This window comes from Phaeobacter sp. LSS9 (assembly GCF_003443595.1).
Classification (GTDB): domain Bacteria; phylum Pseudomonadota; class Alphaproteobacteria; order Rhodobacterales; family Rhodobacteraceae; genus Phaeobacter; species Phaeobacter piscinae.
The window spans coordinates 594849-621119 of sequence record NZ_CP031956.1; the positions used below are offsets into that span (position 1 = coordinate 594849).

The 26271-nt window shown below is 62.5% G+C and carries 20 protein-coding genes and 1 tRNA gene; 12 read left to right on the forward strand and 9 right to left on the reverse strand.

All coding sequences use genetic code 11. The annotated features are described in order from the left end of the window. Positions 1-37: 37 nt before the first annotated feature. From D1820_RS02975 to D1820_RS03010, 8 genes are all read left to right on the forward strand, one after another. Positions 38-1072, forward strand: a complete 1035-nt coding sequence (locus D1820_RS02975; protein ID WP_096790246.1) for a cysteine synthase A — start codon at positions 38-40, stop codon at positions 1070-1072. Next, positions 1069-3567: a DUF3772 domain-containing protein gene (locus D1820_RS02980; RefSeq protein ID WP_118067823.1), complete on the forward strand. Its 2499-nt coding sequence runs from the start codon at positions 1069-1071 to the stop codon at positions 3565-3567. Before D1820_RS02975 ends, D1820_RS02980 begins: the two co-directional genes overlap by 4 nt. Further along, positions 3564-4295 carry an alanyl-tRNA editing protein gene (locus tag D1820_RS02985; protein ID WP_118067824.1) on the forward strand — a complete coding sequence of 244 codons (732 nt, stop codon included), beginning with the start codon at positions 3564-3566 and terminating at the stop codon, positions 4293-4295. The genes D1820_RS02980 and D1820_RS02985 overlap by 4 nt, the downstream gene beginning before the upstream one ends. A gap of 92 nt (positions 4296-4387) precedes the next feature. After that, positions 4388-4477: transfer RNA gene (locus D1820_RS02990), tRNA-Ser, on the forward strand. Positions 4478-4672: 195 nt separating this feature from the next. After that, positions 4673-5734 carry a LacI family DNA-binding transcriptional regulator gene (locus D1820_RS02995; RefSeq protein WP_118067825.1) on the forward strand — a complete coding sequence of 354 codons (1062 nt, stop codon included), beginning with the start codon at positions 4673-4675 and terminating at the stop codon, positions 5732-5734. A 2-nt stretch (positions 5735-5736) separates the two neighbouring features. Next, on the forward strand, positions 5737-7041 hold the full coding sequence (gene xylA / locus D1820_RS03000; protein WP_118067826.1) for a xylose isomerase: 1305 nt from the start codon (positions 5737-5739) through the stop codon (positions 7039-7041). A 41-nt stretch (positions 7042-7082) separates the two neighbouring features. Continuing rightward, a complete protein-coding gene (gene xylB, locus D1820_RS03005) occupies positions 7083-8525 on the forward strand; it encodes a xylulokinase (RefSeq protein WP_118067827.1) in 1443 nt (480 codons plus the stop codon). Between the two features lie 524 nt (positions 8526-9049). After that, a complete protein-coding gene (locus D1820_RS03010) occupies positions 9050-9640 on the forward strand; it encodes a Hint domain-containing protein (RefSeq protein ID WP_102897071.1) in 591 nt (196 codons plus the stop codon). Positions 9641-9651: 11 nt separating this feature from the next. On the opposite strand, the gene D1820_RS03015 is transcribed toward D1820_RS03010, so the two are convergent. The 6 genes from D1820_RS03015 to D1820_RS19050 all read right to left on the reverse strand — a co-directional run bounded on the left by D1820_RS03015 (position 9652) and on the right by D1820_RS19050 (position 17470). Further along, positions 9652-10278 carry an NTP transferase domain-containing protein gene (locus D1820_RS03015; protein WP_118067829.1) on the reverse strand — a complete coding sequence of 209 codons (627 nt, stop codon included), beginning with the start codon at positions 10276-10278 and terminating at the stop codon, positions 9652-9654. A gap of 245 nt (positions 10279-10523) precedes the next feature. Then, on the reverse strand, positions 10524-12941 hold the full coding sequence (locus tag D1820_RS03020; RefSeq protein WP_118067830.1) for an FAD-dependent oxidoreductase: 2418 nt from the start codon (positions 12939-12941) through the stop codon (positions 10524-10526). Positions 12942-13127: 186 nt separating this feature from the next. Beyond that, positions 13128-14438 (reverse strand): HlyC/CorC family transporter, encoded by a 1311-nt coding sequence (locus tag D1820_RS03025; protein ID WP_118067831.1) that lies wholly within the window; start codon positions 14436-14438, stop codon positions 13128-13130. 109 nt (positions 14439-14547) lie between these two features. Next, positions 14548-15561, reverse strand: coding sequence for a site-specific tyrosine recombinase XerD (locus D1820_RS03030; protein WP_118067832.1), 1014 nt, complete (start codon positions 15559-15561; stop codon positions 14548-14550). Between the two features lie 33 nt (positions 15562-15594). Further along, positions 15595-17331: a hypothetical protein gene (locus tag D1820_RS03035; protein WP_118067833.1), complete on the reverse strand. Its 1737-nt coding sequence runs from the start codon at positions 17329-17331 to the stop codon at positions 15595-15597. Further along, positions 17321-17470 carry a hypothetical protein gene (locus D1820_RS19050; protein WP_014874523.1) on the reverse strand — a complete coding sequence of 50 codons (150 nt, stop codon included), beginning with the start codon at positions 17468-17470 and terminating at the stop codon, positions 17321-17323. The genes D1820_RS03035 and D1820_RS19050 overlap by 11 nt, the downstream gene beginning before the upstream one ends. Positions 17471-17550: 80 nt before the next feature. Here D1820_RS19050 and D1820_RS03040 point away from each other — a divergent pair, with 80 nt between their 5' ends. Together D1820_RS03040 and aroB are read left to right on the forward strand one after the other, a co-directional pair. After that, positions 17551-18141 carry a shikimate kinase gene (locus D1820_RS03040; RefSeq protein ID WP_118067834.1) on the forward strand — a complete coding sequence of 197 codons (591 nt, stop codon included), beginning with the start codon at positions 17551-17553 and terminating at the stop codon, positions 18139-18141. A gap of 13 nt (positions 18142-18154) precedes the next feature. Then, the gene (aroB, locus tag D1820_RS03045; protein WP_371311710.1) at positions 18155-19282 is read left to right on the forward strand and encodes a 3-dehydroquinate synthase; all 1128 of its coding nucleotides are present in this window, start codon (positions 18155-18157) and stop codon (positions 19280-19282) included. Between the two features lie 147 nt (positions 19283-19429). Here the strand turns inward: aroB and D1820_RS03050 are convergent, their stop codons facing one another. Both D1820_RS03050 and ssb read right to left on the reverse strand, forming a co-directional pair. Further along, entirely contained in the window at positions 19430-21649 is a 2220-nt protein-coding gene (locus D1820_RS03050; RefSeq protein WP_118067835.1) for a methyl-accepting chemotaxis protein, read from the reverse strand. Between the two features lie 273 nt (positions 21650-21922). Further along, positions 21923-22453, reverse strand: a complete 531-nt coding sequence (ssb, locus tag D1820_RS03055) for a single-stranded DNA-binding protein (RefSeq protein WP_118067836.1) — start codon at positions 22451-22453, stop codon at positions 21923-21925. 343 nt (positions 22454-22796) lie between these two features. Here ssb and D1820_RS03060 point away from each other — a divergent pair, with 343 nt between their 5' ends. After that, the gene (locus D1820_RS03060) at positions 22797-23381 is read left to right on the forward strand and encodes a lytic transglycosylase domain-containing protein (RefSeq protein ID WP_024097408.1); all 585 of its coding nucleotides are present in this window, start codon (positions 22797-22799) and stop codon (positions 23379-23381) included. 285 nt (positions 23382-23666) lie between these two features. Then, positions 23667-24041 (forward strand): hypothetical protein, encoded by a 375-nt coding sequence (locus D1820_RS03065; protein ID WP_118067837.1) that lies wholly within the window; start codon positions 23667-23669, stop codon positions 24039-24041. A 46-nt stretch (positions 24042-24087) separates the two neighbouring features. On the opposite strand, the gene D1820_RS03070 is transcribed toward D1820_RS03065, so the two are convergent. Beyond that, the gene (locus tag D1820_RS03070; protein WP_118069998.1) at positions 24088-26175 is read right to left on the reverse strand and encodes an ABC transporter ATP-binding protein; all 2088 of its coding nucleotides are present in this window, start codon (positions 26173-26175) and stop codon (positions 24088-24090) included. Between the last annotated feature and the right edge of the window lie 96 nt (positions 26176-26271).

Here is a 26271-nt window from a genome sequence, read left to right on the forward strand (position 1 = left end):
TGGCTACACCTCAACGGGAATGATCGAAAGGGATACCATGCGCATTGCACATGACTTGGCCGACGCGATCGGCCACACGCCTCTGATCCGCCTGAACCGCGTCAGCGATGAAACCGGATGTGAGATTCTGGGGAAGGCCGAGTTCATGAACCCCGGCCAGTCGGTCAAGGACCGCGCGGCACTTTATATCATCAAGGATGCGATTGCCCGCGGGGACCTGAAACCGGGCGGCACCATCGTCGAAGGCACCGCCGGCAACACCGGGATCGGTCTGGCGCTGGTTGGCGCCTCGATGGGGTTCAAAACGGTGATCGTCATCCCCGAAACCCAGTCCGAAGAGAAAAAGGACATGTTGCGGCTGGCCGGCGCTCAGCTGGTGCAGGTGCCCGCAGCGCCCTATCGCAACCCCAACAACTTCGTGCGGTATTCGGAACGTCTGGCCAAGGAACTGGCCAAGACCGAACCCAATGGCGCAATCTGGGCCAATCAGTTCGACAATGTCGCCAACCGTCAGGCCCATGTTGAGACAACCGCACCGGAGATCTGGGACCAGACCGAGGGCAAGGTTGATGGCTTTGTCTGCGCCGTTGGGTCCGGCGGTACATTGGCCGGTGTTGCGGATGCACTGCAGCCCAAGGGCGTGAAGATCGGTCTGGCCGACCCGATGGGCGCCGCGCTCTATTCCTATTACACCACCGGTGAGATCGCGACCGAAGGCGGCTCAATTGCCGAAGGCATCGGTCAGGTCCGCATCACCAAGAACCTCGAAGGGTTCAAACCCGATTTCTGCTACCAGATCGAAGACCGCGACGCGCTGCCGTATGTCTTTGATCTCTTGCATGATGAGGGGCTGGTCCTGGGCGGGTCTTCGGCGATCAATATCGCTGGCGCCGTGCGTATGGCCAAGGACATGGGTCCGGGCAAAACCATTGTCACCGTGCTGTGTGACTATGGCACGCGCTACCAGTCGAAGCTGTTCAATCCCGACTTCCTGCGTGAAAAAGACCTGCCGGTTCCCGATTGGATGACCCACACCCCGGCCTCTATCCCCGGCGTGTTTGAGGACGTATGATCCCCGTCATGCGTGGAATTGTGAAATGTCTGGCCGGGCTGGTTCTGCTGATCAGCCTGGCCTTTCCCGCTCTGGCCCAGCTCGATGCGCGTGCCAAATCCTACTATGAGGACTGGCTGCGCACCGCCAACCGGGCCGAGACCGTCATCGACGCCAGCCGTGCGTCCAATCTCGCGCTGGAACAGCTGCGCAGCGAACTGGCGGATTTCCGGCAGTCCTTCCAGATCAAGCGCGGTGAAAATGGCGAACGTATTCAAACCCTTCAGGGCCAGCTGGATGCGCTCGGCGCCGCCCCCGGTGAGGGCGAGGAAGAACCCGAAGACATCGCCCAGCTGCGCGCGGCGCTGACCCAGCAGCTCAATCAGCTCAAGGTTCCGCGTATCGTCGCGGAGGAAGCCTACAGCCGCGCGGATGGTCTCATCAACGAGATCGACAAGATCGTCCGCGAGCGTCTGACCAAACGCCTGTTTGAACGCGGCACCTCACCGCTCAATCCCGAACACTGGCCCGGCGCGCTGCGGGATCTGGTCCACGCCAGCCGCGCAGTGGGCAATGAAACCCTGTCGCAGCTGCGCAATGACACCACCAGCGAACGCATCAGCGGTGATCTGGTCGGGCTGATTGCCGTGTTGCTCATTGGTCTGCTGCTCATCACGCGGGGCCGGTCGTGGGCCCACCGAGCCGGCGATTATCTGCGCCGCTACGGCGCGCGCGGGACCGGGGTCTGGACCTTCGTGGTCTCGCTTCTGCAGGTCCTGCTGCCACTCATCGGTGTGATCTTTCTGGCGGCAGCGGTTGATCTTTCAGGCATCCTAGGTGTGCGCGGGAGTATCATTCTGGATTCTGTCCCGGCCTGGGCGTTTCTCATTCTCTCCTTTCACTGGCTGGGGGAGCAGCTCTATGCCAACCAGATCGAAAACGATCTGCTGCCGGTGCAGGAGGGCAATCACGCCGAGACCCGCTTTCTGATCGACATGATGGCGGTCATTCTGGTGCTTCAGGACGCCTTCGCCACGATTGAGCGGATCCAGAACATTCCCGAAAGCAGCGCCGCCGTCTATGCCTTCCCGCTGATCACCTGTGCGGCATTGATCCTGCTGCGCCTGCACCGGATCGGGGCCAAACAGCGTCAGGCACAAAGCGACGAAGATGGCGAAGAAGGCGCGATTGCCGCTGGTGCGAACAAGATTATCGCGGTGGTGCGGCGCAGCATTTATCTGCTTGGTTTTGCCGGGCCTGTGCTGGCGGCCATCGGCTATCTCAATGCCGCTGAGGCGGTGATCTACCCGTCGATGCTGACGCTGGCGGTGCTGGCCGGGCTGTTTGTGCTCCATCGCTTTCTCGGCGATCTCTACGGGTTTGTCAGCGGCAAGGGCACAGCGGCGCGCGACTCGCTCTTTACCGCGCTGATCGGTTTTGCGCTGGCGCTTCTGGCGCTGCCGTTGCTGGCGTTGATCTGGGGCGCGCGGGTTGCGGATCTGACCGAGCTTTGGTCGAACTTCCTCGAAGGTTTTCAGATCGGGGACACCCGGATTTCACCCACGGCGTTCCTCACCTTCGTGACGATCTTTGCCGTTGGTTACGGTCTGACACGGCTGGTGCAGGGCAGCCTGCGCAATGCGCTGCTGCCAAAAACCCGCATTGATGTAGGCGGCCAGAACGCCATTGCATCCGGCATGGGCTATGTCGGGATCTTCCTCGCAGCGCTGATCGCTGTGTCCATGGCCGGGTTTGATTTGTCCTCTCTCGCCATCGTGGCTGGTGCGCTGTCTGTGGGCATCGGTTTTGGCCTGCAGACCATCGTATCGAACTTTGTCTCCGGCATTATCCTGCTGGTCGAACGCCCGGTGTCCAAAGGTGACTGGATCGAGGTCGGTGGCCTGATGGGCTATGTGCGCGACATCTCGGTGCGCTCCACCCGGATTGAAACCTTCGACCGCACTGATGTGATCGTGCCGAACTCGGACCTGATCACGGGCACCGTCACCAACTACACCCGCGGCAATACCGTGGGTCGGGTTATTGTGCCCGTCGGCGTAAGCTACGGCACCGATCCGCGCAAGGTGGAGGCCATCCTGATGGAGGTCGCCAAGGCCCATCCGATGGTGCTGATGAACCCGGCGCCCTCGGTGGTGTTCCAGGGCTTTGGCGCCGACAGTCTCGACTTTGAGATCCGCGCCATCCTGCGGGATGTGAACTGGGTCTTGTCGGTGAAATCCGACATGAACTACGACATCGCCCGCCGCTTTGAAGAGGCCGGGATCGAAATTCCCTTCGCCCAGCGCGATATCTGGATCCGCAATCCCGATGCGCTTGCCACCGCCGCAACGGAGGCTGCGCAGGGTATCGCGCCCCCTGAGGCATCGGTGGCAGCAGCCTCAAATTCACCCCCATCCCCGGCCAAGAAACGCCCGGATCGTCCTGATCTTGACGATCTGTCCAGCGGCGACGACGGGGAAGGCAGCGAAGACGGAGACGGAGACGCCGATCGATGACCGAACAATTGTTCCTGACCGACGCCTATACGCAAGAGGCCCCGGCACACGTAACCGAACACACAACAGAAGGCGGGCTGGTTCTGAACCAGTCCGTCTTCTACGCGACTGGGGGCGGGCAACCGGGCGACACCGGCCGCCTCAACTGGTCCGATGGGGCAGGGGAACATGACCTGCCCATTATCAACACGGTAAAGGGGGAGGCGGGCCGCATTGTCCTGATCCCCGCCGAGGGGCAGCCTCTGCCAGCTGTCGGCCAGGAGGTGGTGCAGACCCTCGATTGGGACCGCCGCTTTGGCCATATGCGCGTCCACACGGCGCTGCATCTTCTGTCGGTGGTGATTCCGCTGCCGGTCTCCGGTGGCTCCATCGGCGCCGAGAAGGGCCGGCTCGATTTCAACATGCCGGAGGCGCCTGAGGACAAGCAGGCGCTGGAGGACGCGCTCAACACGCTGATCGCCCGCGATCTGACGGTCAGTGAGCGCTGGATCACTGAGGATGAGCTGGATGCAAACCCCGAATTGGTGAAAACCATGTCGGTGGCGCCGCCTCGTGGCACTGGCCGTATCCGTCTGGTGCGGATTGGCAGCGCTGATGAGCAGATTGACCTGCAACCCTGCGGTGGCACCCATGTGCGCAGCACCGCCGAGATTGGTCCTATCCGCCTTGGAAAGGTTGAAAAAAAGGGAAAACAGAACCGCCGGGTCTACCTGCATCTGGGGGGCTGAGCGGGGCGCGAAAATAAGTTTGGGCAAGAGTGAATTTTTTGCTGTTTTCGCTCTTGCAATTGCCCCCGTGATCCGTCAAAAGTCCGCCCAACGGAGAGGTGGCCGAGTGGTCGAAGGCGCACGCCTGGAAAGTGTGTAGGCGGGAGACCGTCTCCAGGGTTCGAATCCCTGTCTCTCCGCCATAACATCTAGACCAAGATAATTTTATGACAGCCGCCACCGCATGTGGTGGCTTTTTGCGTTTTCACCGTTGATCTGCGATCCGTCATGCCACCCGTCACATCAGGGTGGCCAATACCTGTGTGACAAAATGATAGACGTCTATCAAAAAATGATATACGTCTATCAAAACTCACGAACGCAGAGGCGCCGCAAGGATGGGAAAACCCACATTACATGATGTCGCGGCTGCGGCGGGGGTCAGCTATGCGACGGCGGACCGGGTGCTGAACAACCGGGGCGGCGTGGCCAAGAAATCTCAGGACCGGGTGCGCGCAGCGATTGCTGATCTGGGCTACCAGCGTGACATCACCGCCGCCAATCTGTCGCGCCGCCGTCAGTACCGCTTTGCGGTGTTGCTGCCTGCGGCGCGGGAGGGGTTCTTTGCCACGCTGCACGCTGATCTGGAGCAGGAGGTGGCCGCCCGCTCTCAGGCCCGCCAGCAGATCACCATAACCCGCGTGCCGCCCTTCGACGCCGCAGCGCTGACCCGCGCGATAGAAGGCTGCGCCGCAGAGGGCTACGATGGTGTCTGCCTCGTCGCGGTTGAGGATCCGGAGGTCGAAGCCGCGCTGACCCGGCTGCGGGCGCAGGGAATGGCCGTGGTGACATTGGTTGCCGACAGCGCGCCGCAGACCCGCGATACCTATATTGGCATTGATAACCGCAGGGCCGGGCGCACCGCTGGTGATCTGATGCGGCTGGCCCATCGCGGTGGTGCAGCCCCTCAGGGTCAGATCTTACCCATCACCGGCAGTCTCAACGCCCGCGATCACGCCGACCGCTATGCGGGCTTTTGTGATGTGGTGGCCGCAGATCTGCGCATCCTGTCGCCGCTGGAAACCGGCGATGACCCGGAGATCCTCGAACAGGCCTTGCGCCACGCGCTGCGTGCCAACCCCGATATTACCGGCATTTACAATCTGGGGGCGGGTATTCCGGGTCTGATTTCGGCGCTTGCTACGACACAGCCGGGCGACAAGCCGGTGGTGATCAGCCACGAACTCTGCGCGGCCACCCGCGATGCGGTGGCGCGGGGGCTTATCGATGCGGTGATTGACCAGAAACCGGCGCAGGAAATCACCGCTGCCCTAGCCGCCGTTGTCGCCCTCAGTGACGGGCAGCCGGTTGATCCATTGGCGGGGCAAATCACCCCGGCCGTTCATTTCAAACACAACATGCCCCCGCAGCCTGCGGTCGGGCCAGAAGAGGGGGCCTGACCATGGCTGGCTATTTCGACGACATCGCGGCAATCACCTACAACCCGGAGAGCGACGGGCTGGCCTATCGCCACTACAACCCCAATGAAATGATCATGGGCAAGCGGATGGAGGACCACCTGCGCTTTGCCGTTTGCTACTGGCATAATTTTGTGTGGGAGGGGAACGACCCCTTTGGCGGCCAGACGTTTCAGCGTCCGTGGTTCCCCGCTGACACCATGGATCTGGCGCGTATGAAGGCGGATGCGGCCTTTGATATGTTCCGCATTCTTGGCGTGCCGTATTACTGTTTCCATGACCATGATATCCGGCCAGAGGGGGACAGCCTTGCCGAAAGCCACAAACGCCTGAACCAGATCGGCGATTTGCTGGAACAGAAAATGGCAGACGGTGGTCCGAAACTTCTGTGGGGGACCGCCAATATGTTCTCCAATCGCCGCTATATGTCTGGCGCCAGCACCAACCCGGATCCGGATGTCTTTGCCTATTGCGCCTCCACCGTGCGCGCCTGCATGGATCTGACCCATCGTCTGGGTGGTGAGAACTATGTTCTCTGGGGCGGGCGCGAGGGGTATGAAACCCTGCTCAACACCGATCTCTCGCGTGAGCTGGAGCAGATGGGCCGCTTCCTGTCGATGGTGGTGGAGTACAAACACAAGATCGGCTTCAAAGGCGCGATCCTGATTGAACCCAAACCGCAGGAGCCGACCAAGCACCAATATGACTACGACGTTGCCACCGTTTATGGCTTCCTCAAACGCTTTGGGCTTGAGGAGGAGGTGAAGGTCAATATCGAACAGGGCCATGCGATCCTGGCTGGGCACAGCTTTGAACATGAGATCGCCATGGCCAATGCGCTGGGGATCTTTGGCTCCATCGACATGAACCGCAATGACTATCAGTCTGGCTGGGACACCGATCAGTTTCCCAACAATGTGCCGGAGGTGGCGCTGGCCTATTACGAAATCCTGCGCGGTGGCGGGCTGACGACTGGCGGCACCAATTTCGACGCCAAACTGCGCCGTCAGTCACTGGATGCCGAGGATCTGATCGCCGCCCATGTGGGCGCGATGGATGTCTGTGCACGCGGCCTGCGCGCAGCTGCTGCCATGCTGGAGAGCGACAGTCTCGAGGCCAAGCGCCGGGATCGTTATGCCGGTTGGACCAGCCCCGAGGCGAAGGCCTATCTGGCCAAGGGGGCCACGCTGGACGCCATCGCCGATCAGGCTGAGGCCAAGGCGCTCAACCCGCAGCCGGTCTCTGGCCGTCAGGAACAGCTGGAGGCGCTGGTTAACCGCTTCGTCTAAGGCGGCAGAGCGGGCAGCACCAAACGGGAGAGGGGACAGATATGTATCTTGGCATTGATCTTGGCACATCGGGGCTGCGCGCCCTGATCACGGATGCAGCGGGCAGGCCCGTTGCATCGGCAGAGGCGCAGTATGATGTGCAGACCCCCCATCCCGGTTGGTCGGAGCAGGATCCAAGCGACTGGATCACCGCGCTGGATCAGGCGATGGCACAGTTGCAGGGCCACCCCGGATACAGTGATATTCGCGGGATTGCGGTCGCAGGTCACATGCACGGTGCGGTGCTGCTGGATAGCGCTGATCAGGTGCTGCGGCCTTGCATCCTGTGGAATGACACCCGTTCGGCAGCGGAGGCGGCGGAACTGGACGAAACAGCGCAGGTCCGTGACCTCAGCGGCAATATCGTCTTCCCCGGTTTCACTGCGCCAAAGCTCCTGTGGGTGCAGCGCCACGAGCCGGAGATCTTTGCCAGAACCGCCAAGGTTCTTCTGCCTGCGGCTTACCTCAACCTGCATCTGACGGGGCGGTATGTGGCCGACATGTCCGACAGTGCCGGCACGTCCTGGCTGGATGTCGGCGCGCGGGACTGGTCCGACCATCTGCTGGAGGCCGGACAGATGCGGCGCGATCAAATGCCGGATCTGGTCGAGGGTCGCGCGGCGGCGGGTTGCTTGCGTCCTGAACTGGCCTCTCGCTGGGGGCTGACCGGGCCTGTCACAATTGCAGGGGGCGCGGGTGACAATGCCGCTGCGGCCTGTGGCACCGGCGTGACGACCGCGGGGCAGGGGTTTGTCTCGCTTGGCACCTCTGGTGTGGTGCTGACGGCGCGCGACGGGTTTCACCCCGATCCGGCCACGGCTGTGCATACCTTCTGCCACGCGATCCCGGAGCGCTGGTATCAGATGGGCGTTATGCTGTCGGCGACCGATTGCCTGAACTGGCTGGGCCGTATCACCGGGCGCAGCCCTGCGGAATTGACGGCAGGGCTTGGCGATCAGCTGCGGCCACCGGGGGAGGTGACATTCATGCCCTATCTCTCAGGTGAGCGGACGCCGCATAATTCGGCCAACCTGCGCGGCGGGTTTGACGGGCTGTCCATCGCCACCACTGCTGAGGATCTGGCGCGCGCAGTGATGGAAGGGGTCTCTTACGGTCTGCGCGACTGTCTCGAGGCGTTGCGCAAGACCGGTGCGCAACTTGACAGTTGCCTGGTGATCGGCGGCGGCAGCAAATCCGCCTATTGGGTCAAGCTGCTGGCCACCATATTGGATCTGCCGCTGCAATTGCCCAAGGATGGGGAATTTGGCGCGGCCCTAGGCGCGGCCCGACTGGCGCGACTGGCCGTCACCGGCGAGAACCCGGCCGAGGTGTTGACCGCACCGGAGCGTGCGATGACCGTCCCGCCTGATCCGCAGCTGCGCGACAGCTATGAGGCAGGCTATGCCGCGTTTCGCAAACGCGGGGCTGAGTTGACCTTGCGGTAGCTTTGCGGATGGCGCGAAACGTGCCGTGGGCCGCGAATCGGAGCCTTTGGCGCGGTTCACGAAAAGTTGCCTTAAATTTTCCATATTGTTGCGCGTCGCGGGACAACCTCTGGTCCATTCTGACGGGCTGCGCAAACCGTCCGAGGCGATCTGTCGGAACAACTGCCGCTCAATTGTTCGCATTGGCGCAACAAAAAGCGGGCGTTGGCAGGCCCGCGCGGTGGATTTGGGCCGGATCAGGTCCAACGCAACCTTCGCGCGGAAACAATCACGCCCGCGCACGCCTCAGAGACCAGCATGTCCCGCTTGGGGCTGGTCGGCGACGGGATGCTGATTAAGATTTTGTTCTTTTTTGGGCGCAGGGCGCTGCGTAGGATACCTTCAATGCTGCCACAGAATGCGTGGCGCTCTCTTCTACGCCGTGCCGACAGATGCGGTTCGATTTAATGACACCAAAGCAGGCTGATGGCCGGTTGCACGAGGTTTGCGACCGGTGGAGGCGGCTTTGGAACGGAGACTGCAACGTGCCCTGCTTCACGCCCGGAACAACCATTGCAACCCCCTATGGCGCCTGCGCCGTCGAGGATCTGAGCGTCGGCGACCGGGTGATGACCCGCGACAATGGTCTGCAGCCCATTCGCTGGATCGGGCAGCGGCAGCTGGACCGCGCTGCCTTGCAGGGGGCGGCGCATTTGCAGCCGGTTCTGGTTGCGGAGGGGGCGCTTGGCAATGGGATGCCGGAGCGGGATCTGCTGCTCAGCCCCAACCACCGCGTGCTGATCACCAATGACAAGACGGCCTTCTATTTTGAGGGTCGCGAAATTCTGGTCGCGGCGAAACATCTGACCGGATTGTCCGGGGTGGATGCGGTGGAGACGTCGTCTATCGACTACATCCATTTTGTCTGCGCGGGCCATGAGGTGGTTTGTGCGGACGGGGCGTGGATCGAGTGTTTTCAGCCGGCCGATCAATCCCAGCGCGGATTGGACCGGGCCCAGCGGGAGGAGGTGCTGATGCTGTTTCCCGAGTTGCAGGCGCAGCCATCCGCCATGGCAACATCGGCGGTTGGATCTCCGCGCGGTGGCAAAGACGGGGTGCAGTGGTTCATCCACTGAGGCGGATCTTGTTATTCTGTCGGCGTTGAATTGCGGGCCTTACGCCAGGCGGCCCAGGCCTCTGGCGTGTCCAGATCGGTGAGCGCATGGGACGCGGGCAAGGGGACCGGGCGGATGATCTCCCCCTGATGCTGCGCCGCCTTTAGGATTGCGCGCGCACCCTGATCGCCGGTCAGCTGGCTGAGTGCGGTAAAGTATCGGCGCGGAAACACCACCGGGTGACCAAATGTCCCGTCGGCGCCGGTGGCGCGCAGGATCTGATCCGGAGTGCTGCTGGCCTGCGCCACCACCCGCGCGAGGTCTTTGGCCGTCAGCTCCGGCATATCCGCAGGCAGGATCATCACCGCACCATAATCTGGGGAGAGCGCACCAATGCCTGCGCGGATGGAGGCGGCCATGCCCTCCTCTGCGTCTGGCACATAGACAGGTCTGGTCCCTTGGCAGTGGTCGCGGATCACTGCGGCGCGGGGGTGGTCGGGGGTTGGCAGGGTGACATAGGTCATCGCTGCGCTCTGCGCTGCCGCTGCGCAGATCCGGGCCAGAAGCGGGATGCCGTCAACCCGCTCCAGCAGCTTGTCGCGCCCCCGCATCCGGGAAGATCTTCCCGCAGCGAGGATGAGAGCGGCGATGGCGGTCATATCTGTCGCCTCCCCGGCGTTTGCTTGGGCTGTTGAATGCCTCCGGCGGGGATATTTTGAGCCAGAAGCGGGGGCGGGTCCAGCAAAAGCGGTGGTAATAGGTCAGAGAGGCTGACGGGATGTTTCGCGTGCGAAACATTGGGGCCGATATATGCCCTAAGTGTTGCGTGCTATCAGCAGCTCAGCGCGCGCCGGGCACGCAACAGGGGGGGAGGTGGGTCAGCTGATCTGACCCACCTATGGTATTAGCCGCGCATGCGGGCGCCATCGGCGTCAAACAGCGGTGTGGTTATCAGCCGTGCGGCGCGCAGTTTGCCGAGGATTTCGATCTCCACCTCCAGCCCATCCTGCGCCAGATCGCGGGGGATCAGGGCGAGGGCGATGGATTTCTGCGCGTGATGGGAATAGCCGCCGGAGGTGCAGAAGCCGACCACAGCGCCATCTTGCCAGATGGGTTCATAGGCGGTGACATCGGCGTCCTCTGCCGCCACCTCAAAGGCGCAGAGCTTGCGGGCGGGGCCTGCGTCGCGTTCGGCCTCCGCTGCGGCACGGCCGATGAAATCGACATCTTTCTTGAAGGAAATGAAGCGATCGAGGCCGGTTTCCGCAGCGGTGTAATCGGGCGAAAACTCACTGAGCCAAGAGCCGAAGAATTTATCCAGACGCAGCGACATCATCGCGCGCATGCCAAAGGGTTTCATGCCGTGCGGCTGGCCTGCGGACCAGAGCGCATCCCAGAGCGCGCGTTGCGAGGGCAGGTCGCAGTAGATTTCATAGCCCAGATCGCCGGTATAGCTGACCCGCTGCACGATGCAGTCGGCCATGCCCACGGTCATGCGGCGCACATCCATGAAACGCAGGTCGGAGATATCCTGACGGGTGCAGGCCTGCAGCACCTCCCGCGCTTTGGGGCCTGCGATCTGGAAGCCGTTGCGGGTGTCGGAGATGTTTTCAAGGCTGACGCCGTCGTCCAGGTTTTGCAGGAACCAGCGCATGTGGTAGGCCTGCGAGCCGTAAGAGGCGGTGAGCTGGAACTCTTCTTCGCTGAGGCAGGAAATGGTGAAGTCGCCGATCAGCCGACCCTTGGGGGACAGCATCGGGGTCAGCGACAGGCGGCCCGGCTGTGGCACCCGGCCGGCCATGATGCGGTCGAGCCATTGGCGGGCACCCGCACCCTTGACCAGGTATTTGCCGAAGTTATGGACCTCATTGATGCCGACGGCCTCACGCACCGCCTTAACCTCGCGCGCGGTGGCGTCAAAGGCATTGGAGCGGCGGAAAGACGGCGTCTCATAGCGCGGCTCGTCGCCTGTTGCGAAATAGTTTGGCACCTCAAGCCCGTATTGCGCACCCCAGACGGCGCCCATGCCATCAAAGATGTCGTACATCGGGGTGGTGCGGAACGGGCGGGCTGCGGGCAGCTCCTCGTTCGGGTAGGCGATGGAGAAGCGTTTCTGGTAGTTTTCAATCACCTTGGGTCGCGTGTAACCCGGGGTGATCCAATCGCCAAAGCGGGCGCAGTCCATCGCGAATGTGTCGCGCTCGCATTCGCCCTCCACCATCCATTGCGCCAGCATCAACCCGACGCCGCCGCCCTGGCTGAATCCAGCCATGACGGCGCAGGCGGACCAGTAGTTGCGCATCCCCGGCACCGGGCCGACCAGCGGGTTGCCGTCAGGGGCGAAGGTGAAGGGGCCATGGATCACCGATTTCACACCTGCGCGTTCCAGTGCCGGGAAACGGTTGTAGGCGAAGGCGATGCTGTCCTCGATCTTGTCAAAGTCATCGGGCAGGAGTTCATGGCCGAACTCCCACGGCGTGCCGTCGACGGCCCAGGGTTTGCAGGGCTGTTCGTAGAACCCGATGCAAAGGCCGCGACCCTCTTGCCGGAGGTAGCTTTCACCGGCGGGATCCATCACATGCGGATGCTCGCCGCCTGCGTCGATGATCCCGGCGATTTCCGGCACCTCATCGGTGACGATATACTGGTGTTCCATCGGGTGCAGGGGGAAGTAGACACCCGCCATGGCGCCCACCTCGCGCGCCCAGAGCCCGCCAGCGTTGACCACATGTTCGGCGTGGAGTGTGCCCTTGTCGGTGACCACATCCCAGGTGCCATCGGGGCGCTGGTTGGTCTCCACCACCTTGCAGTGGGTTTCAATGGTGGCGCCGCCCATGCGCGCGGCCTTGGCATAGGCGTGGGTGGTGCCGGAGGGATCGAGGTGACCGTCGAGCGGGTCATATAATCCGCCGACGATGCCGTCGATATTGGTCACGGGGGCGATCTTCTTGATTTCCTCAGGCGAGACGATCTCAGTCTCCAGCCCCATGAAGCGGTGTTTGGCGCGCTCCGCCTTCAGCATATCGAACCGTTCCTGGGTTTCAGCCAGGGTGACGCCGCCGACGTGGTGGAGGCCACAGGACATGCCGGTGATCTCTTCCAGCTCCTTATACAGCTTGATCGTATAGCCCTGCAGCGCGGCCATATTGGTGTCGCCATTGAGGGTGTGGAAGCCGCCGGCCGCGTGCCAGGTGGAGCCGGACGTGAGTTCGGAGCGCTCCAGCAGCATTACATCGGACCAGCCCAGCTTGGTCAGGTGATAGAGCACCGAGCACCCCACAACGCCGCCGCCGATCACTGCTACCCGTGTTGTCGTCTTCATCTTTTCATCCCTCACTGGCTATGTCGCTTCATTCTGGACAGATGTGTTCAGTAGTCCAGTAAAATTGCGACACGCAGGGTCGGGAATGGGCGCTCTGGCGGTGAATTCGCGTTGCGAGAGGCAAATGCAACAGGGCCGCCGCCCAGCGGGGCAGCGGCTTTTGATCTGTCCGGCGCTGAGGCAGGATCAGTGCAGCGGGCGGATTTTCAGCTCGGTCACGCGGTTGCCCTCGCGGGCGGTGACCTCAAAGCGGAAGTTGTGAAAGGAGAACACCTGTCCGACAATGGGGATGGTCTGGGCCTCATGGATGACCAGACCGGCAATCGTATTGGCCTCATCATCGGGCAGTGACCAGTCAGTGGCACGGTTGAGGTCGCGGATGGTGGTGGCCCCATCGACGAGGTAGTTGCCATCGCTGGTCTTGGTGACGACGGTTTCCTCATCCGGGTCGAATTCATCAGTGATCTCGCCGACGATTTCTTCAAGAATGTCCTCCAGCGTAATCAGCCCCTGCAGGGTGCCGTATTCATCCACAACCAGCGCAAAATGGGTGCGGGCGCGCAGGAACTGGCGCATCTGATCATCTAGCGTGGTGGTTTCCGGCACGAAATACGGCGGCTTGGTCACGCTGGTGATGTTGAAGTTGCGCAGCAAGGAGGCATCGCCATCGGGGCCGCCGATCTGGGCATACATTTCGCGCAGGAGATCCTTGGCATGGAGCACGCCAATGATGTTCTCCGGTTCATCCTTGAACACCGGCAGGCGGGTGTGGGGCGAGGTCAGGCATTGTTCGAGGATCCTCTGCGGGTCCAGATTGGCATCGACCATTTCGATATTTGACCGGTGGAGCATGATCTCCTCAACAAAGCGGTCGGAGAGATCAAGCGCGCCGAGGATGCGGTCGCGGTCTTCTTTCTGAACCACGCCTTCGGAGTGGCCCAGATGCAGGGCGCCGGCGATCTCCTCGCGCACGGCCATGATGTGGCTGTCGGGGTCAATCCGCACCCCGAACAGACGCAGGACGCCGCGCACCAGCAGGCGGACGGCCCCCACCACCGGGGCAAGTACAGTCACCAGAATGCCAATCGGAGGGGCAACGGCGGCGGCAGCTTTTTCGGCATTGGAGATCGCGTAGGTCTTGGGCAGTACCTCGGCAAAGATCAGGACCAGAAGGGTCATGACCAGCGTCGCCAGCGCCACACCGCTTTCGCCGAGGGCGCGGGTGAACAGCGCGGTCGCCAGCGATGTGGCAAGGATATTCACCAGGTTGTTACCGAGGAGGATTGAGCCGATCAGCCGTTCGCTGTCTTCGGTGATGGCAAGGGCGCGTTTGGCGCCGTTGGAGCCCTTGTCGGCCTGGGTGCGCAGTTTGCCGCGCGAGGCGGCGGTCAGGGCGGTTTCAGAGCCGGAGAAGCAACCGGAGAGCACCAGCAGGAAGACAATCGCGCCGGCGGTGGTCCAGAAGGTGGAATCGACAAAGGTCGTGGTGCTGTCCATCAGAGTCCCGAAAGAAATGTTGAGATCCCCATGGTTATGGGGTGCCTGTCGCGCTGTCGCAAGAGGGAGGTGCGGAGCTGTCGCACCTTGGGGCGATTATTGGGGATGATTAGTCTGTCGGCTCGTCGTCGTCCGGCTGCGGGGGGGTGTCTGATCCGGTGTCTTTGCGCGCCAGCGGGTGATGTTCCAGCACCAATTCACTCAGGCGGGCGTCCAGCACATGGGTGTAGATCTCCGTCGTGGCAATATCAGCGTGGCCCAGCAGCGCCTGAATGGCGCGCAGATCAGCGCCATTGGTCAACAGATGCGTGGCAAAGGCGTGGCGCAGGGTATGGGGAGAGACAGCCTCGGGCGGGAGACCGCCGGTGATGGCAAACTCCTTGATCAGCAGATAAAAGCGGTGCCGGGTCAGGTGGCCGGATTTGCCACGCGAGGGGAACAGGAAGCGCGAAGGCGCGGCGCCTTTGGCCACGGCGGCCTCCTCAGCGGCATCGCGCGTGGTGAGCCAGGCGGCCAGCGCGTCGCGGGCGGGGGGAGAGAGCGGCACCATCCGTTCCTTGCCGCCCTTGCCCAGCACCAGCAACATGCGCGGATCACCCCGTGCGGCGGCGACGGGCAGGCCGACCAGTTCGCTCACGCGCATACCGGTGGCATAAAGCAGCTCCATCAGGCAGGTGTTGCGCAGCCGGTCGGCGGTGCTGCGCCCGGATTGGCGCGCCGCATCCAGAAGCCGGTCCACCTCGATCACTTCCAGCGTTTTGGGCAGCGCCTTTTTGCGGCCCGGTCCCTTGATCTGGATGGCGGGGTTGTCGCTGCGCCAGCCCTCGTCGAAGGCGAAACGGTAGATCTGTTTGATCGCGGAGAGACGACGGGCGCGGGTGGCGCGGGCCAGCCCTTCGGCGTCGCAGGCGATCAGATAGGCTTCGATATCATCGCGGGAGGCGCTGCCAAAGGCGCGGTTTTTATGCGCAAGCCAACTGGCCACGTCTTTCAGGTCGCGACCATAGGCCAGCAGCGTGTTGCGCGCCGCACCAAGATCGGCCGCCTGCGCATCCAGAAAGGTGGCGATCCATTGAAGATCATCCTGCGGGGCGTTGGCTGGCTGGGCGATGGGTGGGGTCATGGCTGGGGGTGTTTCATGTCATGCCGGGAACGGTCAACGGTGGTCCAGCAGCAACAGCTGAAGCGCGGCGCGGCGGGCGGTGTCCTCCAACCCGACAGCGCGGAAGGTGGCCAGCGCATCGGTCAGATCGCCAAGATTGCCGTCCGCGCCTTGGGCAAAGAGCTGCATCGCGCGCAGGATCGACTCACCCAGCTGGCCGTTGTCGAGCAGCCGTTGCAATTTGCGCGGCGCGGCACTGTCGGCAGCAAAGGCGGCGGCGATGGCCTGTTCGACACCGTTCCGGGCCAGCTCCTGCGTGGGCACCCCCTGCGCCACGGCGGCAACGAAGGCGCTGCGTCCCTGCGACGGGGGCGGGCTGTGAGAGGCGGTTTCATAGGTTGGGGCGAGCAGGCGAATGCGCCAGGCCAGATTGGCCGCCTGACCCTCCAGCGGGATGCGCGCCAGCTGATCGGCAAAGAGATCGGCAAAGGCGGTTTCGATCTGCGCCGCCTGCATGGCGCGCCAGACCTTGGGCAGGGTTTTGCTGACCGCCTCGGCGCTGCCGGTTTCCAGTGCGGTTTCAAAGCGTTGCAGTGCTGCAACCCGGTCCCAGATACCGCCGGAGGCCGCGGGGCTGCGTTCGGTGTATAGCCCGAGCAGGTGATTGGGATTCAGCGCACCGATCCGGGTCAGCCGCTCCGCCGCTTCGAGTTGGGCCTTCCAGCCGGCAATGTCGCGCAGATCCGCTGCTGCAAAGGCGCGCGGCAGGTTGCTGGTCGGGCGGCGCTCTCCGATGGTTTCATAGAGGCGGAACGTCAGGGGATCCGGGGATTTTGGCGCGCGCAGCGGTGGTGCGTCCTCAAACACATCGGGGTTCAGGAACCGGTCGAGGAGGTCGAGCTGGCGACTGTCCACCAGTTCCAGCGCATGGGCGGCCTCCAGCAACAGCGCGGCGGTGGGCCAATCACCAAGCCGGGCGGCACAGAAGATCCGGGCGGCATAATCCGGCGCCAGATGCGGCCGATCCTGCAGCGCGCTGCAGGCCTGCTGCTCGTCGCCGGTCAAGAGGGTGGCGTCAAACCAGCGTTTGAATCGTGCCTTGCTGCGGGTGGGGCCCGCCTGTTCGGCCAGCGCCTGTGCGGGGTCCGGCGCGCCCAGATCCATCAGCCGGTCCAGCCGTGCCAGCAACAGGGTTTCGCCGCCCTCAACCGGTGGGCGGGTCTCCGACAGCAGCAAGGTGAACATTAGCGACTGCATCGCCGGGGATTTCCGCACGGGAACGGAGGCCAGCAGCGTGGCGAGCGCCTCGGCGTTGCTGCCGCGCCAGAGGTCGACCGGCAGGCCGGTGGAGGCTGGTTTGACCAGACCAACCGGCGCCACAAGGCTGGCCAGCGGGGTGACGGTTATCTCCGGGCGGCGGGCGGAGCCTGCGACGGGGGGTTCCAGCAGGACGGTGCCGGGCAGCCCCGCATCAGGCGCCGGTGTCGCCAGCCAGTCGATGGCGGCAAGCGGGCCGTCGGGTTTAGCTGTACCGCTGCCCGCACGGGGGGTGTCGCGGCTGGTCGCCGTGCCGGGCGGGCCGGATTGCGCCACAGGTGAGGCCGCAGGAGCGGCTGGCGTCTGGGCGGTGGCCGCCGCAGCAAGGCCGGACGTCGCGACGCCAAGCCCCAGCGCCAGCACGTGTTTCATCAGATGATTGGGCCGTGGGGCTGCGCTGGCAGAGGTGCTGCGCGCAAGCGGAGCCGCCGGAGCTGCCCGAGCCGACTCACCACGCCGCTGTCTAGTCGGCATTCAGAACCACCGGTTTGCGGACCTCTGCGGTGGGGGCGTCGAAATCCGCCCCGAACCACGGTCCCACATAGGCATAGATCACCAGACCGATCGCTGCCAGAACAACTAAATAAAGGAAGTATTTGATCAATCGCCCCATGGGTGTCCGCTCACTGCTTCTTTGGCTTTTGTGCAAGTTATATATGGCCTTTTTAGCAATATCACGTCATTCACTGAAGAATGAGCGAAAAAGAGCAAACACTCAGTGGCGCGGGTGACCGCCGGGTGCCCGGTGCGCTGAAAAAAACCATCGTGATGGTGGGCATGATGGGGGCAGGGAAGACGGCGGTGGGCCGTGCCCTGGCGGCCCGTCTGAAAGCCCCGTTTCTGGACAGTGACCATGAAATCGAGGCTGCGGCCAACCGCACGATTCCCGAAATCTTTGCCCGCGATGGCGAGCCGTTCTTTCGACAGAAGGAGCGTCAGGTGATCCGGCGGCTGCTGGATGAGGAACGCGGTGTGCTGTCTACGGGTGGTGGCGCGTTTCTGGCGGCGGAAAACCGTCAGATCATCTCGGAGCGTGGTGTGGCGATCTGGCTGAATGCCGACCTTGAGGTGCTGTGGAACCGGGTGAAACATCGCGACACCCGGCCGTTGCTGCGCACTGAGGATCCCCATGCGACGCTGTCGGCGCTCTATCATGATCGGGTGCCCTATTATGCGCAGGCGGATTTGACGGTGCAGTCGGATGGGCAGGCGTCGATTGATGAAATGGTAAACCGGGTTGTCGAGGCGCTGCGCGCCCGTCCGGATGTGCTTGAGTGGGGGTGACGGAGTGGGTGTGATGGAGCAGGCAATGCTGGAACGCAGCGTGCATGTGGCGCTGGGAGCGCGCGCATATGATGTAGTGATCGGGCCGGATCTGCTGGCGGATGTCGGCGCGCGTCTGGCGCCGATGCTGCGCCGTCCAAAGGTGGCGGTGCTGACCGATGAAACCGTGGCGGCGCATCACCTTGAGGGGTTGCGTGCAGGCCTCGCGACCGCCGGGATCGAGATGGCGGCGCTGGCACTGCCGCCGGGGGAGAGCACCAAGGCCTGGCCACAGTTCAGCCGCGCGGTGGAATGGTTGCTGGCGCAGAAAGTGGAGCGCGGCGATATTGTCATCGCCTTTGGCGGTGGTGTGATTGGCGATCTTGCAGGCTTTGCGGCGGCGGTGCTGCGGCGCGGGGTGCGGTTCGTGCAGATCCCGACGTCCCTGCTGGCGCAGGTGGACAGCTCCGTGGGCGGCAAGACCGGCATCAACGCGCCGCAGGGCAAGAACCTGATCGGCGCCTTTCACCAGCCCTCGCTGGTGCTGGCGGATACAGCGCTGCTGGGCACGCTGACCCCGCGCGATTTTCTGGCCGGCTATGGCGAGGTGGTGAAATACGGGCTGCTTGGCGATGCGGAGTTCTTTGACTGGCTGGAGGCGCAAGGCCCGGCGCTAGCGGCGGGTGACATGGCAGCGCGGGTCGAGGCGGTGACACGCTCGGTGCAGATGAAGGCCGATATTGTCGTGCGCGATGAGACCGAGCAGGGCGACCGCGCGCTGCTGAACCTTGGCCATACCTTCTGCCATGCGCTGGAGGCGGCAACGGGCTATGGCGACCGGTTGTTGCACGGCGAGGGGGTCGCGATCGGCTGTGCGCTGGCGTTTGAGCTGTCGGCGCGGCTGGGGCTGTGCAGTCAGGAGGATCCAAGCCGCGTGCGGGCCCATCTGAAGGCGATGGGCATGAAGACCGACCTCGCGGATATTCCGGGCGAACTGCCGGATGCCGAGGCGCTGCTGGCGCTGATGGGGCAGGACAAGAAGGTGGTTGACGGTCAGCTGCGCTTTATCCTCGCACGTGGCATCGGTCAGGCCTTTGTCACCGGGGATGTACCGCAAGAGGCGGTGCTGGATGTGCTGCGGGACGCGTTGGCCGCGAAATAGTCGCCTACCCCGCAGCCGTCCCCGCAGTTTGAGACAACGGCGGGACCAATGTCTGCCAAGGCGTGCAGTTCATAGCCTGTGACATGACAGGAGCCCCCGCAGAACGCGAGGGCTTTTGTCGTTTGTCGTGATCGGGGAAAGAGGACCTCAGGCCACCCAGGATTCGTCGTCCGGTGTGTCGAAACTGCCCTCATTGGAAACATCCGATGCGCCCTGCATCTGTGCCGCCATCTCAGCATCGCTGGCCATCTCTTCCGCTGTCGAGGCGGTGGCGGGACCGTCCAGCTGGAAGGCGCCGATCATGGTGTTCAGCTCACGCGCCTGCTGGAACAGCTGGGTGGCGGAGGCGGTGGTTTCCTCGGTCATGGCGGCATTGGTCTGGGTCATCTGCTCCATCTCGCCGACGGCGTGATTGACCTCGCTCAGCTGTGAGGACTGGGCATCCAACCCCCTGGCGATGGAGACGATCAGCTCGGAAATCGCGCTCACCTGCGTGCTGACGTCGGCCATTGCCGTTCCGGCAGAGCCAACAAGGGTGGAGCCGGTGTTGACCTGAGACGAACTGCGGGCGGTGATCTCGTCGATCTGCGACACCGCATCTGAGCAGCGCTGCGCCAGGCGCTGCACCTCGCTGGCGACAACGGCAAAGCCACGCCCGGCCTCCCCGGCGCGGGCGGCCTCAACCCCGGCGTTGAGCGCCAGGAGATTGGTCTGGAAGGCGATATCCTCAATCACCTTGGTGATCTGGGAGATCTCATCCGAGGAGGCGCGGATCTCCTCCATTGCGGTCACGGTTTTCTGCACGATGTCTTCGCAATCGTTGACTTTGTCCTGGGTGGTGCCTGCGATGGTTTCGGCATCTTTGGCGTTGCGGGCGGATTCGCCGACGCTGGTGGTGATTTCATTCATCGCATGGGTGGACCGTTCGAGCGCGGCGGCCTGCGATTCCGTTCGGCGGGAGAGATCATCCATATTGGCAGCAATCGTCTGGCTGTCATCGCCCACCGACAGGGCCGTGCTGCGCACGGTGTCCATGGCATCCTGCAGCGACTGCGCCAGATCGTTGAAATCCATCCGCAGGCTTTTGAAATCCTCGGGGAAATGATCCTCCAGACGATAGACCAGCACCTTGTTGCTGAGCTGGTTGAGGGCATCGGCGATGGCGTCGGAGACCTGTTTCTGCTCTGCCATGGCGCGATCCAGCTGGTCGTCGGCGGCGCGCTTTTCAACAGCATGCCCGCGCAGGATTTCCGCCTGCCGGGCGATATTGCCGATCTCATCCTTGCGCGACTTGCCGGAGATGGTGACATCCAGATCACCGGAGCTGATCTGCTCCAGCGCGCCTGTCACGATCCGCACACCGCCGGCGATATCGCGGGCAATTGCCAGCGCGGCAAGGCTGATCAATACAAGAACCACCGAGAGAGCGGTCAATGTCTGGTAGAAAGCGTTTTTGTTGTAGGCATCAAACGCCTGAAAATCAGCCAGAAGGGCGCCGCGGATCTCGGTTTCGACGTCTTTCACAACCCCGATGGCCGCCGTCGCGATGTCAATCCACTGCTGCCTGGTCAGAGTGTCCGGCGCGTTGCCGTCAATCACAGCCGTTCGAATTTTGGCGAATCTCTGATAGACATCCCCCGCCGCGCGGTCATCGAAGAGATGCACGCTGTCGCTGTCCGACAGTTCGTGGAACACGCGCATCCGCTCTTTTGATTGCAAATAGGATATGGTCATGCGGGTGCGCAGGCTGTCGGTCCAACCCTTGGCAAACCCCTCCGCGCCGATCGCACGCTGGATGCCATAGGCGTCTTTGGCCATCTGGAAATAGGTAAAGGCCATCGCGCGTTCCGCCAGTTCGGTATTCGGAACCAGCACTTCGAATGCGAGGGCGGTTTCCAGCAGATGTATGTTCAGATCGGTGTAGAAATCGATCATTTCGGGCGCGCTGATGCTGCGGTTTTCGATCTGGGTGCGCACGCCGTCCAGGGCTTCCAGCTCCTCATGGGCGAGTTCGACAAAGATCCGGGTGTTCTCATGCAGCTGTGACAGATCCGCAGATTCGATCACCTCAAGCATGTGGAGGCGCAGATCCTGCGCCTTTTGGCGTTGTTCGGTCAGGGACTGGGGGAGGGCGGAGGTCTCATCGATCAGAAACGCCGCCGACAGGCCACGTTCGAGCTGCAGATTATGCACCAGATCGCCTGCCGTGATCATGATGTCCTGCGTGAGCGTGGTGTCAAAGCTGGCGCGTTTGTTCAGCGTGTATAAAACGGCTGCGGACATCCCGATAATGATCAGGAGGGGAAGTCCGATAAGGGTCAGGATTTTGGTCCGGATGGACATCTGCTGTAACAGGCGGGTGATCATACTCTGCGCTCCGGCGTAACGTAACTACTCCGCAAAACGTTAAGTTTGAGATGCTAACAGACTGTGTATTTGGCGCGCTCTTGAGCGCTTCAAATAGAAGATGTATTCAAAACACGCCTATTTTGAAGGTAAGTGACGTAGCGGGAGGTGCTGGGTCTATCCGTCTTAGAAATCAGGGTTTTACACTAAAAAAGTGCAGACCTTGGCGGGTCCGCACTTTTTTAGTGTGTTCGTATCGGGGTGTTACCCCCCGGATGAAAAGATGATTCGCCCTTAGAACGGGATCTCGTCATCATCGATGTTGTGCGATGCGCCGCCCTGGTTGCCGCCGCCAAAGCCACCGCCCTGATTGCCGCCACCCTGACCGCTGTCGTAGCCACCACCGCCACCACCATAGCCGCCGCCGCTGCCACCACCGTAGCTGCCACCGCCGCCGCCCTGGCCGCCGTCATTGCGACCATCGAGCATGGTCAGCGTGCCGCCGATGCCCTGCAGGACGACCTCGGTCGAATAGCGGTCTTGGCCGCTCTGGTCCTGCCATTTGCGGGTCTGCAACTGGCCTTCGATATAGACCTTGGAGCCTTTGCGCAGGTACTGCTCTGCCACGCGGACCAGACCTTCGGAGAAGATCGCAACCGAATGCCATTCGGTTTTTTCGCGCCGCTCGCCGGTGTTGCGGTCTTTCCAGGTTTCCGAGGTGGCGATCCGCAGGTTGCAGACCTTGCCGCCGTTCTGGAAACTGCGCACTTCGGGATCACGGCCGAGGTTGCCGATCAGGATTACTTTGTTGACTGAGCCTGCCATGGGTCTGTCCTCTTGGTCTGGTCTTTACTGAGGCGCGAATTTCCGCAGTGCGGGAGGTGTCAGACATCCCATACAGCGGTTTCAGCGTGCCCCGTTGGGGTATGAACTCTCTCCGGTCCGAATCTGATCGCGCCGGGTTGGCGGCCACAGTACCGCCCAAGGTCGCCACATGAAAGTCGGCTGGTCGGGATATCTGGGATCATCCACAGATTTTGCGCAGGCGCGCCGTGGGGCCGGGCGGTGGCGGACGGGAATATGCGAAGGTGCTTTTCTTTTTAGTCAATCCGGCTATAGTTTCGCGCAATCAAGGACAGGGAAACCGGGGCGGGACAAGGCGTTTTTAATGCGTAAACTGTTGGTGGGTGTTGCGGTGACCGGGGTTCTGTCGGGTCAGGTTGCAACTGCGGATATGTTCAGCACAAAGAGCCAGCGCAAGCTGTTTGCCTCGCAGGCGCGGGTGTTGGATGAACGGGCGTCTGGGCAATATAAAAACTCGATCCGCCTGCAGCCGCCGACCATTCACACACCGTCGAAATACGGCAGCCTTCCCTACAGTGGCAAATACCGCGGCAAATATCTGAATGTCGCGCGGGCAGCGGCGCAGAAACATGGCGTGCCCGAAGATCTGTTCCTGCGACTGGTGCAGCAGGAGAGCGGCTGGAACCCCACGGCGAAATCCCACAAGGGCGCATTAGGACTGGCGCAGCTGATGCCCGCCACCGCCAAGGCGCTTGGCGTGGATGCCTCCGATCCCAAGCAGAACCTGGAAGGCGGCGCGCGGTATCTGGCGCGGCAATACCGCAAGTTCGGTTCCTGGCGGTTGGCGCTGGCGGCCTATAACGCAGGCCCAGAGGCGGTGCGTAAACACGGCGGCGTGCCGCCCTACCGCGAAACCCAGAATTACGTGAAGAAGATCTGGGGCAGCTGACATCGGCGCTGCCAGACTGCTGCGGAAACAGGCATGTATCTGGCGGGGGAGGTGTGACCCCCTGCGCGCAGATCTGTGGTTCCAAGCTGTCCTGATACGGCGGCGTTTTTTCTCACCCGTCCTGATATTTTGGCGCCGTTTCGGCAGCGCATTGCCGATTGCGCCGGGGATCGGCGTTAATCTGCTGATAATCTTCCTTAATGCCGTGTTAACTCCGTCTGTCTGCCAGAAAGTTGCCTTAATCTCTTGGCACCTAGTGGGAAGCTTCAGAAGAGGAATATCCCGGTGTCTTTCAAACGCTTTGACGAACGTCTTACCCAGATGCAGTGGCAGCCCCAGTCCGGCCCGTCGCCACAGATCGTTGACAGCGTGATGGCCGACCGCCCGCCGCTGGCGGTGCGGGGGGGGGAGTTCACCCTCGCAGGGGCGATCCTGGGGATCCTGATCGGGGTGGGCCTGAAGGGGATTTATACCCCCGGCGCGCCCTGGGGGCCGAACACAGGCCTGACCGGTCTGCTGATCGGCGGCGCCTCCATGGCTGGCGCGGGCCTGTCACTGGCGCTGGCCGCCTATGCCGTGCTGCGCCGTCACGACATGCCGCGCCTGATGCAGTTTGCGTCGATGAATCTGCTGATCATCGTGATGCTGCTGCTGGGATAACCCGCCAGCAGCCCCCGATCCAGCACCGGTCAAGCCGCGCCGCCGATTATTCGGCGGCGATTTTTATGACAGGTTCCATTTCTGTCAGATCGGCATCGCTGAGGTGGCATTTCACCTGATGGCCGCCTGCGAGGGTGCGCACCGGCGGAACCTCTGCCTCGCAGAGGTTGTCGGCCACTTTGGATTTCCAGCGACAGCGGGTCTGGAATGGGCAGCCGGGCGGCGGGTTCATCGCCGATGGGATATCGCCCTCCAGCACGATGTGGCGTTTCTCAACCGACGTATCGGCGATCGGCACCGCGCTCAGCAGTGCCTCGGTATAGGGGTGATAGGGCGGGGCAAAAACCTGATCGGTGGTGCCCAGCTCGACCACATGGCCCAGATACATCACCATCACCCGGTCGCTGAGATAGCGCACGATGCTGAGGTCATGGGAGATGAACAGCAGCGTTGTCTTCTCCTTGCGCTGGATTTCCATCAGCAGATCGGTCACCGCCGCCTGCACCGACACATCCAGCGCCGAGACCGGTTCATCGGCCACCACAATACGCGCGCCACCGGCGAAGGCGCGGGCAATGCCGACGCGCTGTTTCTGCCCGCCTGACAGCTGCCGTGGCATCCGGTCGGCAAAGGCGCGCGGCAGTTTCACCAGATCCAGCAGCTCCAGCATCCGTTCCTTGCGTGCGGCGGTGCTGTCGCCGATGCCAAAGATCTCCAGCGCCCGCATGATCTGCCGGCCCACGGTCATCGACGGGTTCAGCGTGTCAAACGGGTTCTGGAACACCATCTGCACATCCGACACCGTGCGGGTGTCGCGCTGTTCAATCGGGGTGGTTTCGATGTTCGTGCCATCCAGCTGAATGGCGCCCGCGGTTGCGGTCTCCAATCCCATCAGCACCTTGGCGAAGGTGGATTTGCCGCAGCCGCTTTCACCAACGATGGCGAGCGTCTCGCTTTCGCGGGCCTCGAAACTGAGGGTTTCATTGGCCTTCACCACCTTGCGCGCGCCACTGTCAAACAGCGCATTGGCGGAGACCTCATAATATTTGCGCAGCGCGTCGATTTTGAGAACGACCTCGCCAACCTCGGGTTTTTCTTTCTGCTCACCAACTGTGATCGGCGCGTTCCAGTCGATTTCATCATGGCGCAGGCAGCGGGTGTGATGGCGGTCATTGCCATGCACGGGCACCATCGGAATGTCCTGCGCATCGCAACGCCCGGCCTTGAAGTAATCGCAGCGCGGGCCGAAGTTGCAGCCGGGCGGGCGCTCATGCGGGAGCGGGAAATTACCGGGGATCGCCACCAGCGGGCGGGCGTTTTTATCCGCGCCCGGCAGCGGGATGGAGCGGAACAGCGCCTGCGTATAGGGGTGCTGCATCTCGTCAAATACATCATGAATGGAGCCGCGCTCCACCGCTTCACCGGAATACATCACGCAGAGACGGTCGCAGGTTTCCAGCACCAGACCAAGGTTGTGGGAGATGAACAGCATCGAGGTGCCGTATTTCTTGCCCAGATCCTTGACCAGCTCGACCACGGCGGCCTCCACGGTCACATCCAGCGCGGTGGTCGGCTCATCCAGGATCAGCAGGGCGGGTTTTGACATCAGCGCCATGGCGATCACGATGCGCTGCTGCTGGCCGCCGGACAGCTGATGCGGGAAGGAATTGAGCATCCGTTCGGGATCAGGCAGGCGCACATCGGTGACCACCTCAAGAGCGCGCCTGTAGGCCTCTTCCTTGCTGACGCCCTCATGGATCATCGGCACTTCCATCAGCTGTTTGCCGATTTTCATCGCCGGGTTGAGCGAGGCCATCGGCTCCTGATAGATCATCGCGATCTCATTGCCGCGCACGTCGCGCAGCTCGTCCGCCGACATCTCCGCCAGATCGCGCCCCTTGAACTTGATTGAGCCGCCAACAATGCGGCCGTTCTTGCCGAGGTCCTGCATCACACCCAGCGCCACGGTGGATTTGCCACAACCGCTTTCACCGACCAGTCCCACGGCCTCGCCGGGCATCACCGAGACGGAGAAATCCATCACCGCAGGAATTTCCCGCAGCCGGGTAAAGAAGGAGATCGACAGTTTGTCGATTTCCAGGATCGGGCCGTCATACTCTGCGAGTTTGTTCATCTTGGTCTCCCTGGAGGGCTGGTTGATGCCGTGAAAGGCATCTTCTGGCTCCAAATATCTCGGGGGTCCGGGGGCAGCGCCCCCGGAGAGGGTCAT